Source organism: uncultured Winogradskyella sp., assembly GCF_947501905.1.
Taxonomy (GTDB): domain Bacteria; phylum Bacteroidota; class Bacteroidia; order Flavobacteriales; family Flavobacteriaceae; genus Winogradskyella.
Genome location: NZ_CANMXL010000005.1, coordinates 114,890 through 132,094 on the forward strand (window position 1 = coordinate 114,890; position 17,205 = coordinate 132,094).

The following is a 17,205-nucleotide window of genomic DNA, read 5'->3' on the forward strand; positions in this document are numbered from 1 at the left end:
TTAGAGTCGGTTTAAAACAAGATTAATATTTATAAGTACTATTGAAAACACACCAGCTACAATAATAAACTTTAGAATATTATGAAGCCATAGATAGTGGGCTTTCCGATTAGATTTCCATAGCAGTAGTAGAAAAATAAGCAATAAAATTACACTCGTATAGAAGAAATAATACATATGTCCAATTTCAAAATAAAAGACAAGTATCATTGCCGTAATACAAGTGATTACTAAAGCACCTGTCAATAAGTATTTTGAAATTTTTTCGCCATACACCACAGGAATCGTTCTGTAGTTTAATGCCAAGTCGCCTTTAATGTTTTCTAAATCCTTTGTCAATTCTCGCATCGAAATCAACATAAATAGAAATAGCGCATGAACAAAAACTACCAATTCAAAATTTCTGTAATAAATGAATATGGCAAAAAATGGTGTCACTGTTAATATAGCCGAAACTAGATTACCAGTGATTGGCATTTTTTTCAACTTGTGTGAATATAACCAAATGGCAAAAATGTAAAGTGCAAAGAAAATTACCGCTCTAAAGGATACGTAGCTCGCAAAGATGATTGCTAAAAAATTCAACGTAAAATAAATAGACAATTTTGTGTTTTGACTCACCAATCTATCAAGCATACTTTTATTAGGACGATTGATTAAATCTTTCTCAGAATCGTAAAAATTATTGATGATATATCCTGAAGCTATGACCGCAGAAGATGCTAAAACTAGCATTAAGAGATAAATATCAAACAGTACATCTCTTAGATGAAAATGAGGCGCAAAAATGTAAATAGACGCTAAGTACTGCGCTATAACTACAATAAGAATATTGTACCCACGTACAACAGAAAAGAGACTAAAAACCTTTAAAACGAAGTGTTTTTGAGCCCTAGATAACATGAATTTAGAAATTGTAAACGACTTCTAGCTTTTGGTCTTTGAGTGCTTCCTTAGCTCGATCTATATTCTCAGTAAATCCAAGAATATAACCACCGCCACCAGAACCACAAAGTTTTAAATAATAGTCGTTGGTTTCGATACCTTTTTTCCATAAAGCATGGAATTGTTTTGGTATCATTGGTTTAAAGTTATTAAACACCACTTTAGATAGCTGCTTGGTGTTTTTGAATAAGGACTTTATATCACCTTTTAAAAAATCGTCCACACAAGCATCAGTATGTTTTATAAACTGCTCTTTAAGCATACTACGGAAACCTTCATTTTTCATGTTTTCCATAAAAATCCTTACCATCGGCGCTGTTTCTCCGACAATACCACTATCTAATAAAAACACTGCACCTTTTCCTTCGCTTTTTTGAGATGGAATACCTGTCGCTTCAATATTATCCTGAGAATTAATAAGAATTGGGAGGCTTAAATAACTATTTAATGGATCAAGTCCTGAAGATTTACCATGAAAAAATGATTCCATAGCAGAGAATATTGATTTTAATTTCAATAGTTTCTCTCGAGTTAAATTTTCTAGAACTGTAATTTTATCTGAAGCATACTTATCATATATCGCAGCTACTAATGCGCCACTACTTCCAACACCGTAACCTTGAGGTATTGATGAGTCAAAATACATACCTGAATCTACATCTGCTTGTAACTTATCAAAATCGAAAGCCACTAAACCCGAATCTAAACCCTTTAAATACTCAACAAAACGTTTTAAATTATCGTTAGATTGTTTTGCTTCTTCAGAAGGATTTTCGTCCAACTTAAGCGCACCCTTATAGAAGTTGTAAGGGATAGATAAACCTTTAGAATCTTTTATAATTCCGTATTCACCGAATAATAAAATTTTGGAATAAAACAGGGGACCTTTCATAGCTCTCAGTCAATTGGAATTTAAACTAGTTTTTTAGCACCTTTTCCAACTGTATCACAAATATAGTGACCATTTTGGCAATACGCAACCAACTCGGTCTTAATGAATTCATAAACTTTATCGGCTTCGACCTTTGGAAAGAGCACATGTACATTGGCGCCAGCATCTAAAGTGAAGCAAATATTAGATCCCGTTTCTACTCTAAACTGCCAAATTTTATTAATGATTTCTAACGTATTTGGTTTCATTAGTATAAAATATGGCATACTTGTCATCATCATCGCATGAAGCGTTAAAGCCTCACTTTCAACAATTTCTATAAATCGCTTTTGATTTCCTGAAATGAGGACATCTTTCAATTCTGCTAAATTTTCATGAGCTTGCTCAAAGCGTTTTTGGGCAAAAGGATGACCAAACATTAGTTTATGCCCAACAGTACTACTGACTTGCTTTTCACCTTTATCCACTAATAAAATAGCATCTTGATAGTTTTGAAAATTTGGATGAATAGCTTCCGTAAATTTAACGCCGAATAAATCTGAACTCTCTGTCGATTTATTATTTCCCCAAACAACCAATTCGCCTTCTATGCTTCTGCAAGCACTCCCTGAGCCTAAACGCGCTAAAAAGGACGCTTTTTGATTGAAATAAGATTCGCTCACTTCGACTCCGCTCAGTGAACGTTCAATACTCATACAACACAAAGCCAAGGCACTCATACCTGAAGCTGAAGATGCAATACCAGAACTATGCGGAAACGTATTAGATGTTTCTATTATAAAATGATAATCTCTTAAAAACGGAACGTAAGCTTCAATACGTTCAAAAAAGGTTTGAATCTTAGGTTTGAAAGCTTCATTATTTTTACCCTCAAAAATCACATCAAAACTAAAATCATTATCTTCTTTCTTTTGGTAAGACAACTCCGTAATCGTTTTGCAATTAGATAGTGTAAAACTTATAGATGGATTTTCTGGAATTTGATGCTCCTTTTTCCCCCAATATTTCACCAAAGCTATATTACTAGGCGATTCCCATTTTACTTTTCCGCTTTCAACGTTGGTTTTATAGTCTTTAAGAATAAAATCTTGCTCTGTCATTCGTTTAAATTCTGATGCAAAAATAGGTAAATTCTAGAGCTTAGATTCTGTTTCTTTAGCCATTGCTAATAATTTTAGCATCGTTTTATAATTTCTTGCTGTAGCATTAACTTTTAGCTTACGCTCATAGAAATTGGAGTTGAATTTTGTACGTCCATAACCATTGGCGCTAAAGAAATAAATACAGTTTTCTGTAATACTAACTTTCTCTCCGATGTATTCTAGTTTTGATACTTCAGCAAGCCCTTCAGTATTAGGCGATGTGTCTAAAAACATAAAATAACTCTTCTCTTTTTCTTCATTTTGAAAAGGACAAGCCTTATAAATCGCTTTTAATTCAGTATTAGTTTTTACCAAAATTGTGACTTCAAAACCAAAATGATTTAAGATAGATTCTTCCAAATCTTGCTTTAATATCTTTGAGTCAGAGGGTGACTGTAATACAACATTTCCGCTCTGAATGTAAGTTTGTACATTAACATAACCTGAATTTGAGAGCAACTCTCGCAACTGAGTCATAGGCACTTTTCTGTGACCACCGACATTAATGCCTCTTAGTAAAATAACAAAAACATTCATATTAATTTTGCTTATTTCTCAGTTCTTGTCTTCGCATAGGCATACTGTCAACGAGGTCAAAAATTAATTTTGGCTCTATTATTTTAGTTGAAGAAAATTTACTTCCGCCGTCTAAACCAAACAAATTAATACTGAATTTCTCTGAGGTTTCTTCTCGATTAAACATTTTTGGTTTTGTTTTTGAATCGTAGTAAACACAGAACTTATTAATACACATGTAAATTACTAATTTTCTGTCTTTTAATTTTTGTAACTGGTTTTCGAAACGTTGAAATTGAGCATCAATAGTATCGCGCGAAGCTTCATTACCAGAAATAACAATAACACGATCTTTCCAAAGATGCGACTTTACATCTTGGGCAAAAAGACAACCAGAAAAAAGGAGTATTAATACAAGATATTTCATAGTCAGCTATTAATTGATTGAGAAACAATATAAGCGCTCGTCCAGGCATTTTGGAAATTAAATCCACCAGTAACGGCATCTACATTGATAACTTCACCAGCAAAATAAAGATTCGGAATACGTTTACTCTCAAAGGTTTTAAAATTAATTTCTTTTAAATCTATGCCGCCAGCAGTTACAAATTCTTCTTTAAAAGTGCTTTTTCCTGTAACTTTAAAAACGGCATTGGTGAGCTGGTCTACAAGTGCTTCTAATTGATTTTTATTTAAATCTGCCCAACGCTCTGTTTCATTAATATTTGAAGCTATAACTAACTTTTTCCATAAGCGTTTTGGCAAGTTGAATTGCGTTGAATTAGAGACTGTTTTTTTAGCAAAATCTTGCTTTATAGTCTTTAAAGCATCCATACATTGTTCTCCATCATGACAAATAAAATTGATAGCAATTTTAAAATTGTAATCCAGCCTTGCTAATTCAACAGCTCCAAAAGCAGACAATTTTAAAATTGCTGGCGCACTCATACCTACATGTGTGACGAGCAATGGTCCTTCGGACTCTAAATCCGTTTCCAGAACCTTAACCTCAACGTCTTTTGCAACAACACCCGGAATATCTTTGATGCGTTCATCCTTGATATCGAAAGTGAATAATGACGGAACTGGAGCAACAATGGTATGACCTAAATCAGATAGTAAATTCCATATTTTAGGATTACTCCCTGTGGCTATAATCAATTTTTTACAGAAAATATCTTCTTGATTGGTTTTTAATGTAAATCCATACGCTTCAGTACTAATTGATTTTACAGAATGGTTATATAACACTTTTACATGATGCTTTTTAGCCTCATTTATAAAACAATCAATTATTGTTTGTGACGAATTAGATACTGGAAACATACGACCATCTTCCTCAATCTTCAATTCTATGCCGCGCTCTTCAAACCAAGCAATAGTATCGCCTGTCATAAATGTATGAAAAGGTCCTAGCAGTTCTTTTTCCCCTCTTGGGTAATTCGTAACGAGTTCTGATGGAATAAATTCAGCATGAGTCACATTACAGCGACCTCCACCTGAGATTTTTACTTTTTGCAGACCTGTTTTACCACGCTCAAGAATAGCAATTGTAAGGTTTGGATTTTGCTCAGCAATATTAATAGCTGCAAAAAAACCTGCTGCACCACCACCAATAATTGCAATATCTAAATCTGTATTAAAATTCTCCAAAAAGTCAGTTGCTTAAAATTATCGCTGTAAATTTAGCATTATAAATTTTGAAGCCTTTATGCGTAAATACTTTTTTATTATTTGCTTATTAGTTCTTAGTTGTGAAACTGGAGAACTTAAAGTTGTGATGGACTTGCCTATTGACCTTAACGAAGTTTCTGGATTAGAAACTGACTCAAAAAACAACTTGTTTTGGATGGTTAATGATAGCGGTAATAAACCTATTTTATATGGCTTAAATACTGCTGGAGAGATAATAAAAGCTATAAAAATAAAAGCCAAAAACAGAGACTGGGAAGATTTAACAACGGATCCTAAAGGTAATATCTATATTGGTAATTTTGGCAACAATGACAATAATAGCGAGCAACTTTCTATATTAAAGATTACTGCAAAAGATTTAGCTAAAAATAAAGAATCTATTAAGCCAAAGGTTATTAGTTTTACTTATCCGGAACAAAAGAAATTTCCTCCGAAGAAGAGTAAGCGTCATTTTGATTGTGAAGCCTTTTTCTTTTATAATGATTCACTTTATCTCTTTACCAAAAGTCGTGCACCTAAAAAACCAGGTAAGACAAACCTTTATAAATTACCTACAACAAAAGGGAACTATAAAGCTGAATATATAGATACATTTAATACATGTGACCAGTCTGAATGTTGGGTTACCTCAGCAGATATTAATGCAAAAGGCGATAAACTTGCGCTTTTGACTGAGAATTCTGTTTTAGTTTTCTCTAAACTAAAAGGAAATAAGTTTTTTAAGTCTGACCATAGACGCTACGTGTTTGAATATGCTTCTCAGAAAGAAAGTGTTGCTTTTAAAAACGATAGTACACTTTATATTGCTGATGAATATTTAGGTGTAACAGGTGGGAATGTATATGAATACAAGATAGATTAGAAAACATAAAAAAAGCCAGTGATTAATCACTGGCTTTTAAATTATACAAGGTGATTGTTAGAATCCGAAACCTAATCTAAAGGCTAGTCGTAATCCATCATCACTACTAAACGCAGACACGTTAGCTGTAAACATACTGTACGCACTCACAAAAATACCACCACCTACTGATGTATTCCATCCACTTTCATTAAATATTGGATTTAAGACTCTACTATCATCTATCCATACACGACCATAATCAAAACCACCATAAAAACCTACATTAAAAGGCAAAAAATTGGCACCTTTACGTCTTAAGTTAAATCTTAAATCTGTACTCTGTACAAAAGATTGTTTGCCTGCAAATCGTTCTCTCCTGAATCCACGCAAGCCTTCTGAATCCCCTAATGTTGCTGCTTGATAAAACTCGAAATCATCGCCTAAGTTAATTTGACTTCTTAATTTAGTTGCTAATACAACACTACCTTTATTAGTGATTTTATAATCAAAACCTAACTCAGGTATTATATATCCAAAACCTTTAGATGTGCTTACATTATTTTTAAAGCCAGCTTCGAGACCAAATAGCATTGCTAAAGTTGGAAACGCACTATTGTCTTTTACATCATAAACATACTTAGCATGCGCACCATAAAAATCTTGTTTGTCAAAAACAGCATCTGTTGGTGTTGTAATAGTTTCTAAATAACGACCAGATGTGCGATCTACTTCATTAGACTCGTACGTAGCTCCAATCTCAAACTCAGATCCATATTGCGATTTCCAAACTAGTGCCGGTGAAACTCTGAAAGTTCTTATTTTAACTCTATTAAAATCTAATTCTATATTATCATTATCTGGCTCTAGATTTGGGGTACTATTACCAAAACCAAAAAAGTTACGTGCAAAATTAGGACTTGTAAATCTAGAATCAATTTTAAGATTTGCTGACCCAATTACATTAGCAAACTCTCCTGTATAAGCTATATCAAAACCACTAGTTGCAAAGAAATATCCTGCTGTAATTGTATGTCGTGATGAGAATGGATTTCTTTCAAATGCATAGTTTGTTAGCGTACTTGAAAAACCAATTTTAAAACCATCATCTGGATTAAAACCAATAGATGGTACAGTCTGTATTGTATTATTTTTTAGCTTTTTATAATTATAGACATTAGTTTCGTAATCGTCAGTAAGCTTTTTTGAGCCTTTATTAGTTACAATTGTATTTTTCTTTGATTTATAATCGTAATATTTAAGTTTCTTCCCATTTTTAATATCATAAGTGTCATTATTTTGACCTCCAATTAATCTAATTTTTATTAATCGGTCTCCTTCTCCAAAAACGTTAAATACATCATCATCGTCTAAAGCATAAATCCAAATTTCTTTGGTTTGATTTCTGCTAAAAGTACGTTCGTGAAATACGTCTGCTTTTTCACCATCTTTAATTCTATATGCAGTAACCTTTGTTTTTCCATTTGGCATGCGCTCAATATCAAACCAATCGTCTTTATTTGTTCCTTTTATTACCGAAAACTTAGCAACCACATCAAAATATCTATCTGATATTTTTTGAAGATTTCCTCGTCTTGCTTTCAGTAATCTCTTAATTTCATCTACGTCACCATCTCTAACCTCTTCTGGCATATTTAAAAATGCTTTTTCAATAATAGCATCTGTCATATTATTTTGAATAAGACTTACCTGCTCATCCCAAACGTCTTTTCCTGAATCTTGAATTAACTCCATATCTAAAGGATATGGTTCTACATTTACACCTCTTACATCAACTAAATCTTCATTATACTTTCTTAACAAACCTGCAGTAGGCACTAATTTTACAGCTGCAGTAAGTAAAAATCCATCACTCATCTTAGAAAACGCTTGATCTCTATCCCTTGGCATTGGACGATATATCTTTTTGCCATTTTCTTTAAACTCTATCCAACGCCATTGGTCTTGGTGTCTATCCCAATCTCCAATAAGCATATCAAACAAACGTGCTTTAATATATGCAGCTTCATCAATGACAATGTCTTCATCTTCATGAATCTTCTTCATCATGTCTGCAGTACTTAACAATGTATTACTATAACCAAAACTGGCTTTATCATCATGACCTTCAGAAGTATGTTCTTCAATCATATACAATTCATCTCCAAAGTCAGAATTAAAGTTACCAAGTGTTTTTTGCTTTGGGATGTAATACAAGACAGGATTTGTATGGTATACACCAATAGCATCAGCTAAATCTCCTACTACAAAAGGTGCATATGGGTGAGCTCCTGTAAAAACATCTAACAATAAATCTGAGGCAAAACTATCATCTAATTTATCGCCTATGTATTGGTCTTTGAACAAAATAGCTTGCAAATATTGAGAAGCTTGTTTTTTTAATGCACGCATTACATATTGACGCCCCAGTTTATCTTCTAATCGTAATGATTTTGACTGGTTTCCGCCACCTTTTCTAACAGGTACCACACCTCCAAATAATGTATCTAAACTTACTATAGGTGCTTTTACCTCGGTTCCAAATTGTTTACGATATCTATCTCCCCAAAGAAATTTGTGAAAACCTGATTTGTCGACTTCTTCATTTGTATAAATTGAAGCAACTTTTTCTTTTGGAAAACTATCTGGGTAATCCTTTAAATTTGGCTCTTGGTTTGGTGTTAATACTTCAGTCTGAAAAACAACTTCATCTTTTCCTGCTTCATAAAAACGAACAAAAGAAGAGCCATCTTTAAATACATCTAATCTAGCATAACCATTTGCTCCGTATGCAAATTGACCATTACCTATTAATCTTGCTGCTGAAGCTTTTGAACCTGAACCACTAATGATTTGAGGCAATCCATTATTCACCAAATATTGAAGACTGTGCTCATGCCCAGAAACAAAAATAGCTTTATCATTTTGTCTTGCTAAACTTACAACTCGTTTCTGAAGCTCGTTATACATTTTATTTTGTACATCTACGTCAATAACACCTCCCGTTTTTCTTACTACATTCTTTAAAGTTCCTAAGACAGGAAGTGGTTTCATATGGCTTTTAAAAGAATATTGACCGCCATGAGAACCATTATTAAACATTGGATGATGCAAGGCTATTAATGTTGTTTTTCCTCTAGCTTTTTTTATTTCACTTCCTAATTCTAGTAAAAAGTCTGCTCGGGTTTTAATTTCACAATCGTCATTCATAGTTGGGTATTTATCCCAATTGGTTATATACCAATGCGAATCAATGAGGATTAAAACAACATCATCAGAAATCTTAACTCTTTCTATCGGACAACCATTCTCTGGTAAAAATGTATTTTTGCCTAAGGCATCTTCAATAAATTTCTCTTGCTTTTTAAGACCTTTTAATCCACTATACCAATCATGATTTCCTGGTATAAAAACTGTACTACCTTTAAAATTTTTAGCAGCATCTATCTGTACTTGAAGTCTATGTTTTACTGGTATTTCTTTGTCTTTATCCTTTGTATTAAATCCATTTGGATAAATATTATCTCCAAGAAAAATTACAGTGCTATTAGAACTGGCTTGACTTAATGCTTCTTCAAAATCTTGGATAGCTACATCTGTTTCTCCAAGTTTAGAATTACCTGCATCACCAAGTAAATAAAATGAATGTAATAACTCTTTATCTGTAGGGTATTGAACTATTTTTGACTCATTTACTTGCATTTGCATAGTTGCACAACTACTTAAGAAAATAGTCAATAGAGGAATAAGACTAAACTTATAATTTCTCTTCATGGTAGAAATATTGGTTAGATTAATTATCTCGAAGATAATTAAAAATAGGATTACTTCTCCCAGAGACTATCTGTGAAGAAATGTTTACAGTCTAAGAAATTATGGTTAAGTTTAAATTTAGCTTCTTCAGCCAATAACTTAATATCTTGCAAACTATATTTTTTTGAAAGCTCTGTCCATATCAATTCATGGTAACCAAAATCTACAACTACATTAAGTTTTTTGATATTAACTTTCTGTTCTCTTAGACTAACAATATAACTTTTCACCTCTCCGTTATCTGGATTATAATGACAGTAAAAATCAAAATCATCCACTTTGAAATCTGCGTCTAATTCTCGATTAATACGAAGTAACAAATTGAGATTGAAACGTTTGGTTATGCCGTGTTTGTCATAATAAGCATTATGTATGGTTACAGGATTTTTCTTTAAATCCATACCAATAAGAAGCTTATCTCCATCTTTCATATTGTCATTAAATAATTTCAAGAGCTCTATAGCTTTGTCTTTTTGGTAATTACCAATGTTAGAACCTAAAAACAATAATAAGCTAGGATAAACACTTTCTCTATTGACCTTTAGAATTTCAAAATAATCACCAACTTGTGGCTTAATATTTAAATCTAGAAGACGCTCTTTAAGTCGCTTAGTTAAAATATCCATAGCTTCTTGCGAAATATCTATAGGTACATATTTAAAATCTATCTTATTATTAACTAAATTTTCTAATAGTTTGAATGTCTTAAAACCATCTCCTGCACCTAACTCTATAATATTAAATGGTTGAGAAAATTTTAGAGCTTCTATTATTTGTTTGGATTGCATTGAGAGAATCTCAAACTCAGCATCAGTGAGATAATACTCCGGCATATTCATTATCTCTTGAAATATGCGGCTTCCGTTATCGTCGTAAAAATATTTTGAAGATAAGTGCTTGTTTTCTGCCGTTAAACCAGCTAGCACATCTTTAGCAAATGTATCTGTCATCTTATTTAGCTAGTCGTATTCCAGAAAAATGCCATCTGGTGTCAGGAGTAAAAAAGTTTCTGTAAGTTGGTCTACAATGATTTTTTGGTGTTGCTAATGATGCGCCTCTCATTACCATAGTATTTATCATAAATTTGCCATTATATTCACCAATAGCACCTTCGGCTTTTTGATAGTTAGGGTAAGGTAAATATGCACTATTGGTCCATTCCCAAAGCTGACCGTAGTTTAATTTTTTTGAAGCAACTTCCCACTCGAATTCTGTTGGCAAACGCATGCCTCTCCATTCTGCAAAAGCCCAAGCTTCATAAAAGCTCACATGATTAACTGGCAAGTTTGGACCTACTTCGACAAGTCCTTTTAAAGTATATTGCATCCAAACGCCTTTATGTTTGTGCCAATACATAGGCGCTTTTACATGCTCAGATTTTACCCAATCCCAACCATCAGCATGCCAGAGGTTAAAATTAGTGTAACCGCCTGCTTCAATAAACTCAATATACTCAGCATTGGTAACTAATTTACTAGCGATTTTACAATTATGAATGTATGTTTTGTGAGCGCCTAATTCATTATCGAAACAAAATTCTTTGCTTTTATGACCTATTTCATATACGCCTTCATTGATTTCAACAAAACCATCATTAATCTCTTGTTGTAATTGAATATTTGTTTCTAATGCTGGAAAGACTGGTTGATTTCCGAATATATATTTTATATCGTAAGTTAAGAGTTCTTGATGTTGTTGCTCGTGCTGCATCCCTATTTCTACTATTTCCAAAATATCAACACTTAAATTTTCATCTAAAAATTCTGCTAGGTGTTGACTTACATAATTTCTATAACCAAACACTTCACTAATTGTTGGGCGTGTCATATTACCGCGATTAGCTCTTAAAATACGATCTCCTATATTATTATAGTAGCTATTAAAGCAGTATGCAAAATCATCGCTATACAAGCGATAATCTTTTTTATATTCTGACAACACAAATTGTTCAAAGAACCATGTCGTATGTCCTAAGTGCCATTTAGGAGGAGAAACATATGCTACAGGTTGAGTGGAAAAATCGTCTTTTTCTAGAGAGCTACATATACTCTCTGTCTTTTTTCTAATCTCTAAAAAACGGTCTTTAAGTGTTGAGGCTATGGTTAGTACTTCCAAAATTTTATAAGTCTAATATTTTTGTATCAAAAATAACTTCGCTAGCAATTGTTTTGTGAACTGGACAACGCGAAGCAATCTCTTTTAATCTTTCTTTTTGTTGATTGTCTAAGTTACCAACAAATTTTAATTTCTTACTAATGTGGTCTAAATATTTTGGCTTTTCGACTTCAATATTTAGGTCATCGCTATGCTTACGCGAATGTGATATGTAAACAAAAACTTCTTGCAAATCCCATTTTTTTCGTTCTGCATACATTTTTAATGTCATAACTGTACAAGCAGCCAGAGCAGCATTGAGGTATTCGTAAGGAGAAGGCCCAAAGTCACTTCCTCCAACACTCGATGGCTCATCAGCAATCATGGTATGATTTTTTGTTTGTATTGACGTTGTAAAATTATCTTCAACTATGTTAAGATGGCCAACTAACTGTTCTCCTTCAGTATCTAACATTGTATTTTCTACTTGGGGAAAGTAGCGTTTTACCCACGTTCCAATTACTTCGCCCACATATAAGCTGTCTTTTTCTTGTGACAATAGGTGATCTGCATCATCTAGAGTCACAAAACTCTTTGGGTGATGCGCACTGACATATAGCTTTTCTGCATTGTTGATGCCAACAATAGTGTCTATTGGTGAATGCAAAATAAGTAGTGGCTTTCTGAGGTCTTTAACAATACTAGGCAAATCTGTTTTATCAAAAGCTTCAACAAAATTAGTATTGATTTTAAAAGGTCGTCCTCCAATATTAATTTCGGCTTCTCCTTTTTCTTTAACCTCGTCAATTCCATGAGAGAATAAATGTTTTACATGCTCTACATCCGCTGGAGCTCCAATAGTCGCAATAGCTTTAACCTGGTTTATTTGCGAAGCAGCAACTAATACTGCTGCACCACCGAGAGAATGCCCTACAAGTAAACTAGGTGCGTCAAAATGCTCAGACATGTAACTATGTACATCTATTAAATCTTCGACATTGGCAGAAAAATGACTGTCAGCAAACTCGCCTTCACTCCTACCTAATCCTGTAAAATCAAAACGTATTACAGCAAAACCATCTTTAGTTAATGCTCTACTTACATTACGAACAGCTCCCAAACTACTACTACATGTAAAACAATGTGCAAAAATAGCATAGTAGTTAGGTTTTTGATTCGCTGGCAACTCAAGATGAGCATTCAAAATTAGACCTTTGCGATTTTTGATTTTAAGTTTTTGGCTTCTCATAAATTTATTCTTCGATAGTAACGCCTCGCCAAAAGGCGACTCTATTTTTAATACCTTTTGCTAATTCTGAAACTTCTGAATAAAACCATGCTGCATCAGGATTTTCTTTTCCGTTTACATTAATTGTATAATACGATGCCGTACCCTTCCAAGGGCAAATAGTATTTGTATTACTTGGTTTAAAATACACAGATTTTATACTCTCATGGGGGAAATAATGATTTCCTTCAATCACCACAGTATTATTACTCTCTGCTATAACTGTATTGTTCCAGATTGCTTTCATAATTTATATTTGAATATGTCGAAAAACAGCTCAAGACCTTTCATATTTTGAGCTAGTCACACAAGTTAAACCAATGCTATATCTTATGCTCATAAATAATTCTTAAATTCGTTAATAATTTTATATATGGAGGCAATCATAAAAAAAGTTGAAGATTTTGTAACACACTTCTTAAATGACAATTTAGACCCTAAATTTGTATATCATAATTTGGCTCATACACAACGTGTTGTAAATAGAGTTACAGAGTTGACTGAAGAAAGCAAGTTAACTGATACAGAGAAGCATCAGTTAGTTATTGCGGCTTGGTTTCATGATACTGGATTTACCAAAACTATTAAAGGCCATGAAACTGAAAGTGTAAAAATCGCAACTTCTTTTTTAAAAGACCATAATGCTTCTGAAGAAGATATTAAAGCCATCACTAAAGTAATACTTGCAACTGAAATGACTTACAAGCCTAAAACAGAAATTGAGGGTTTGATTAGAGATGCCGATTCTTCACATGTTTCCAGTAAAAATTACAACAACTATACGTCCTTACTTCGAAAAGAATGGGAATTAACACTTGATAAAAAAGTGACTAAACAAGATTGGATTGATGAAAATATAAAGTTTTTGACCAGTCATACATTTTACTCTGCAACTGCAACAAAGAAATGGGAAGGCCGAAAAGGGAAAAACTTAGCTAGTCTTATTCAAAGTCAAAGCAAAATAAGAGAAGCTACAGAAAAGCTAAATCAAAAGAAAAATGAGTTAAGCTTTAAAAAAGAAAAACGCGACTTACCAGATCGTGGTATTGAGACTATGTTTAGGGTCGCATTGAGAAATCACATTACTCTTAGTGATATAGCAGACACAAAAGCTAATATTTTATTATCTGTTAATGCCATTATTATTTCCGTTGCATTGTCTAACCTGCTCCCTAAGCTTGATAACCCGTCGAATGCATATCTTATTTATCCTACGCTAATATTTTTAACCTTTACGGTGGTTTGTATTGTACTTTCTGTATTGGCAACACGTCCCAATGTTACAAAAGGAAAATTCACAAAAGAAGATGTAGCTAATCAAAAAGTGAATCTTTTATTTTTTGGGAATTTTCACCAAATGAGTCTTAGCGAATTTGAATGGGCAATGCATGAAATGATGCAGGACAAAGAATATCTTTATGGCTCACTTACAAAAGATTTGTATTTTCTTGGATTAGTACTTAACAGAAAATATAATTTATTGAGAATTACATATACCGTATTTATGATAGGTATTGTAATAAGCGTGATTGCTTTTGCTGTATCGTTCTATATGGCAGAATCGGCATTGCTTTAAGAATTAATCTCTTTCATTAAATCATCATAAGTGTAAAAATCTTTATCATTATTTTCTTTATGATAAAGCACGCTTACTCGTATAGCTTTTAAACCTGTAACTGCTTGTAAATCTTGTAAATCTACAATCTCAACATCATTATCCAATAACTTTTTAGATTGCAAAAATTTAATGTATCGTAAATACTCTCTTTCATCTTCTTTCTGAGAGTATACAATACTTATTTTTCCTTTTTGAGTGACACGCTCTGTAGTACCCTTAATATAAGCCTTATCTACACGTTTTTTTACAATTTCGTATCTGGCATTGTACGTTCCATCAACATCAAATTGTTTTTCGTCCATTCTAAAGCTTATAGATAATGGTTGATTAAATACCAAAATCATTGATGCTACATCTAATTTTACAGGGAAATTTGGCTGCATGAGATAGAAAGCATTTTCCATTTCGCACATGACTTGCAATTGCCATAATCTTAGGTTATATAGATATATAGGATTAAAACTATCTTCTTTAGTGATGGACTCTCCTATATACATATTATGCTCAACACCATCAGTTTTAAACCTCTCAAAATAATGAGGGTACATCAATTGAGCATCTGCTTGTTTTACATCTAACAAAGCTGCCATCTCTTTGTTTATAAGAGCTATGGTATTATCATAATCTTTACGATTTTGATATACAGCATCTGTATTTTCATCTATGTTATTAAAGTAAGCTTCTATCTTATTCTTTAGTTCTTCTTTAACAAATAAATGTTTTAAAACTGGTTCTATATCATCTTTTATAAAAGCAGATATTTGATGCTCACTATCTACCTGAAAACTATTAGATATTCCTTTTAGATATTCATTTATCTGATAGATGTATTGATTATAAATAGGAAGATCATCTTTTTTAGAAGCGTCGCTAATAATACTTTTTATAGAGTTTAACTGTAATGTTAAATCCTCTTTAGTTGCAAGATTCCTTGCTTCAGATGAACCTTTAATATCTATTTGTCCGTAAAGTGGATATATATTTTCAAAAGCTATCTTATTAAAATGAGGTTCTTCACCATTAAGCTGATCTTTAATAAAGTTTTTAGCTTCTTTTTCGAACCTCCAATGCACACTTGGATGTATAGATGTACATTCTTTTTGAATAATAGCTTCTATTAAATTTTCTTCTTCATTTTTACTACGCTCTACTGCAGAAACTATAAATGGCATTACGTCTATTAGCTTATTTGCATTGATACTATTGAGTACTTTAGGTTCTTCAGAAACGATTTCTAAAATCCCCATAAGACCCTCATCATTTGCAATTGGCGCAAATATGGCGCTCTGTATACCTTGATTATGAAGTACTTTAACATGTGGCGCCTGACCCTCAGAACGTTTGTACATTGCCTCAACATCAGATACAGTGAAGTATTTTTTCTCTTTCAATAGTCTATTATATGACCAACTACAAAGAGAGTCAGAACATTGGGCAGTTTCTAATTTATCAAGTAAAAAACTATTCATTCCTGCTCCATATACACGTTCAAAAGTATCTTCATCTTTATTGTAGATAGAAAAACCAACTTTAATGTCTTTTAAACCAAGTAATGATCGAAAAATTTCATGGAAATCTTCCATAAAACTCTCGTCCTTACGCTTATCTTCTCCAATTAATGTTGACTTGATATTCGATATAGATTGATCATCTGTGACATCAAAAATATTTGATATTACAAAGCCTTTGAACTCATAACTATTAGGTGGAAATTTCTCCTTCCAAAGCTCAATATTCTCAAAATTATCTAATAGCTCATTATAATCTTCTATAGTAATCTTTGGCGCATTTGCCCTTGCAACTATTTGAGTAAAATCTGCATTATATAGAATTTTATAGTAACGCATGATACCATTAACATCAGGAATTTCGTAAAAAAATGGTCTTTTAAAATTTAAGTTATATCCATAACATAAATTCAAAATTATAGTACATGCAATAATATACCTCTGATCTGTAGGCATGTTTTTAATTTCTAAATCAAAATTATCGCCTGCAGTTTTTAGTATAGATTTAAAACGTTCGGATGAATTAAAAATGAGATTATGAAACGGAACTGAGGCTGTCTTAATTTCATTTTTAGTAAGTATAGGGCTAAACGCATCCTGAAGCAAACCTTCTATTTCCTTTTCATAGGTTTTAAATGACGATAAATCACTGAAACCTTCTCTAAGTATAGGGTTCTTTTCAGCAATTTCTAATACACGACGTGCATTAGCAACAATAAAATCATTATCAGTACTAACTAATTCTTCGTACTGCTTTAAGTATTTATCAAAGCTAACTTTAAGAATAAGAGGTGACTCTATATTATCGTTTATATCCAAATCGTAATTTTTTTCTATAAGCAAAGTTACAAAT

The 17,205-nt window shown here is 32.6% G+C and carries 14 protein-coding genes; 2 read left to right on the forward strand and 12 right to left on the reverse strand.

Features of this window, described 5'->3' with window-relative positions; translation table 11 throughout:
* The 6 genes from Q0770_RS13000 to Q0770_RS13025 are packed head-to-tail and all read right to left on the reverse strand — an operon-like array spanning position 1 to position 5,148.
* Entirely contained in the window at positions 1–903 is a 903-nt protein-coding gene (locus Q0770_RS13000; protein WP_299117680.1) for a geranylgeranylglycerol-phosphate geranylgeranyltransferase, read from the reverse strand.
* Between the two features lie 4 nt (positions 904–907).
* Positions 908–1,837, reverse strand: coding sequence for a mevalonate kinase (locus Q0770_RS13005; protein WP_299117681.1), 930 nt, complete (start codon positions 1,835–1,837; stop codon positions 908–910).
* Between the two features lie 20 nt (positions 1,838–1,857).
* Positions 1,858–2,937, reverse strand: coding sequence for a diphosphomevalonate/mevalonate 3,5-bisphosphate decarboxylase family protein (locus Q0770_RS13010; RefSeq protein ID WP_299117683.1), 1,080 nt, complete (start codon positions 2,935–2,937; stop codon positions 1,858–1,860).
* Between the two features lie 33 nt (positions 2,938–2,970).
* Positions 2,971–3,516, reverse strand: coding sequence for a DUF1697 domain-containing protein (locus tag Q0770_RS13015; RefSeq protein ID WP_299117684.1), 546 nt, complete (start codon positions 3,514–3,516; stop codon positions 2,971–2,973).
* A gap of 1 nt (position 3,517) precedes the next feature.
* Complete coding sequence (locus Q0770_RS13020; protein ID WP_299117685.1) at positions 3,518–3,922, reverse strand: DUF4174 domain-containing protein; 405 nt, start codon at positions 3,920–3,922, stop codon at positions 3,518–3,520.
* Positions 3,923–3,924: 2 nt separating this feature from the next.
* Positions 3,925–5,148 (reverse strand): NAD(P)/FAD-dependent oxidoreductase, encoded by a 1,224-nt coding sequence (locus Q0770_RS13025; RefSeq protein ID WP_299117686.1) that lies wholly within the window; start codon positions 5,146–5,148, stop codon positions 3,925–3,927.
* Positions 5,149–5,206: 58 nt separating this feature from the next.
* Here Q0770_RS13025 and Q0770_RS13030 point away from each other — a divergent pair, with 58 nt between their 5' ends.
* Positions 5,207–6,052 (forward strand): SdiA-regulated domain-containing protein, encoded by an 846-nt coding sequence (locus tag Q0770_RS13030; RefSeq protein WP_299117687.1) that lies wholly within the window; start codon positions 5,207–5,209, stop codon positions 6,050–6,052.
* Between the two features lie 57 nt (positions 6,053–6,109).
* Here Q0770_RS13030 and Q0770_RS13035 read toward each other — a convergent pair whose 3' ends face one another.
* The 5 genes from Q0770_RS13035 to Q0770_RS13055 are packed head-to-tail and all read right to left on the reverse strand — an operon-like array spanning position 6,110 to position 13,473.
* Positions 6,110–9,805 carry a metallophosphoesterase gene (locus Q0770_RS13035; RefSeq protein WP_299117689.1) on the reverse strand — a complete coding sequence of 1,232 codons (3,696 nt, stop codon included), beginning with the start codon at positions 9,803–9,805 and terminating at the stop codon, positions 6,110–6,112.
* 50 nt (positions 9,806–9,855) lie between these two features.
* Positions 9,856–10,794, reverse strand: a complete 939-nt coding sequence (locus Q0770_RS13040; protein WP_299117691.1) for an L-histidine N(alpha)-methyltransferase — start codon at positions 10,792–10,794, stop codon at positions 9,856–9,858.
* Between the two features lies 1 nt (position 10,795).
* The gene (gene egtB, locus Q0770_RS13045; RefSeq protein ID WP_299117693.1) at positions 10,796–11,959 is read right to left on the reverse strand and encodes an ergothioneine biosynthesis protein EgtB; all 1,164 of its coding nucleotides are present in this window, start codon (positions 11,957–11,959) and stop codon (positions 10,796–10,798) included.
* A gap of 4 nt (positions 11,960–11,963) precedes the next feature.
* The gene (locus tag Q0770_RS13050) at positions 11,964–13,187 is read right to left on the reverse strand and encodes a bifunctional alpha/beta hydrolase/OsmC family protein (RefSeq protein WP_299117695.1); all 1,224 of its coding nucleotides are present in this window, start codon (positions 13,185–13,187) and stop codon (positions 11,964–11,966) included.
* Positions 13,188–13,191: 4 nt separating this feature from the next.
* The gene (locus Q0770_RS13055; protein ID WP_299117697.1) at positions 13,192–13,473 is read right to left on the reverse strand and encodes a DUF427 domain-containing protein; all 282 of its coding nucleotides are present in this window, start codon (positions 13,471–13,473) and stop codon (positions 13,192–13,194) included.
* A gap of 126 nt (positions 13,474–13,599) precedes the next feature.
* Between Q0770_RS13055 and Q0770_RS13060 the strand changes: the two genes are divergently transcribed.
* Positions 13,600–14,802, forward strand: a complete 1,203-nt coding sequence (locus tag Q0770_RS13060; RefSeq protein ID WP_299117698.1) for a Pycsar system effector family protein — start codon at positions 13,600–13,602, stop codon at positions 14,800–14,802.
* Here the strand turns inward: Q0770_RS13060 and Q0770_RS13065 are convergent.
* A complete protein-coding gene (locus tag Q0770_RS13065; RefSeq protein WP_299117818.1) occupies positions 14,799–17,171 on the reverse strand; it encodes a GAF domain-containing protein in 2,373 nt (790 codons plus the stop codon). The genes Q0770_RS13060 and Q0770_RS13065 overlap by 4 nt on opposite strands.
* Between the last annotated feature and the right edge of the window lie 34 nt (positions 17,172–17,205).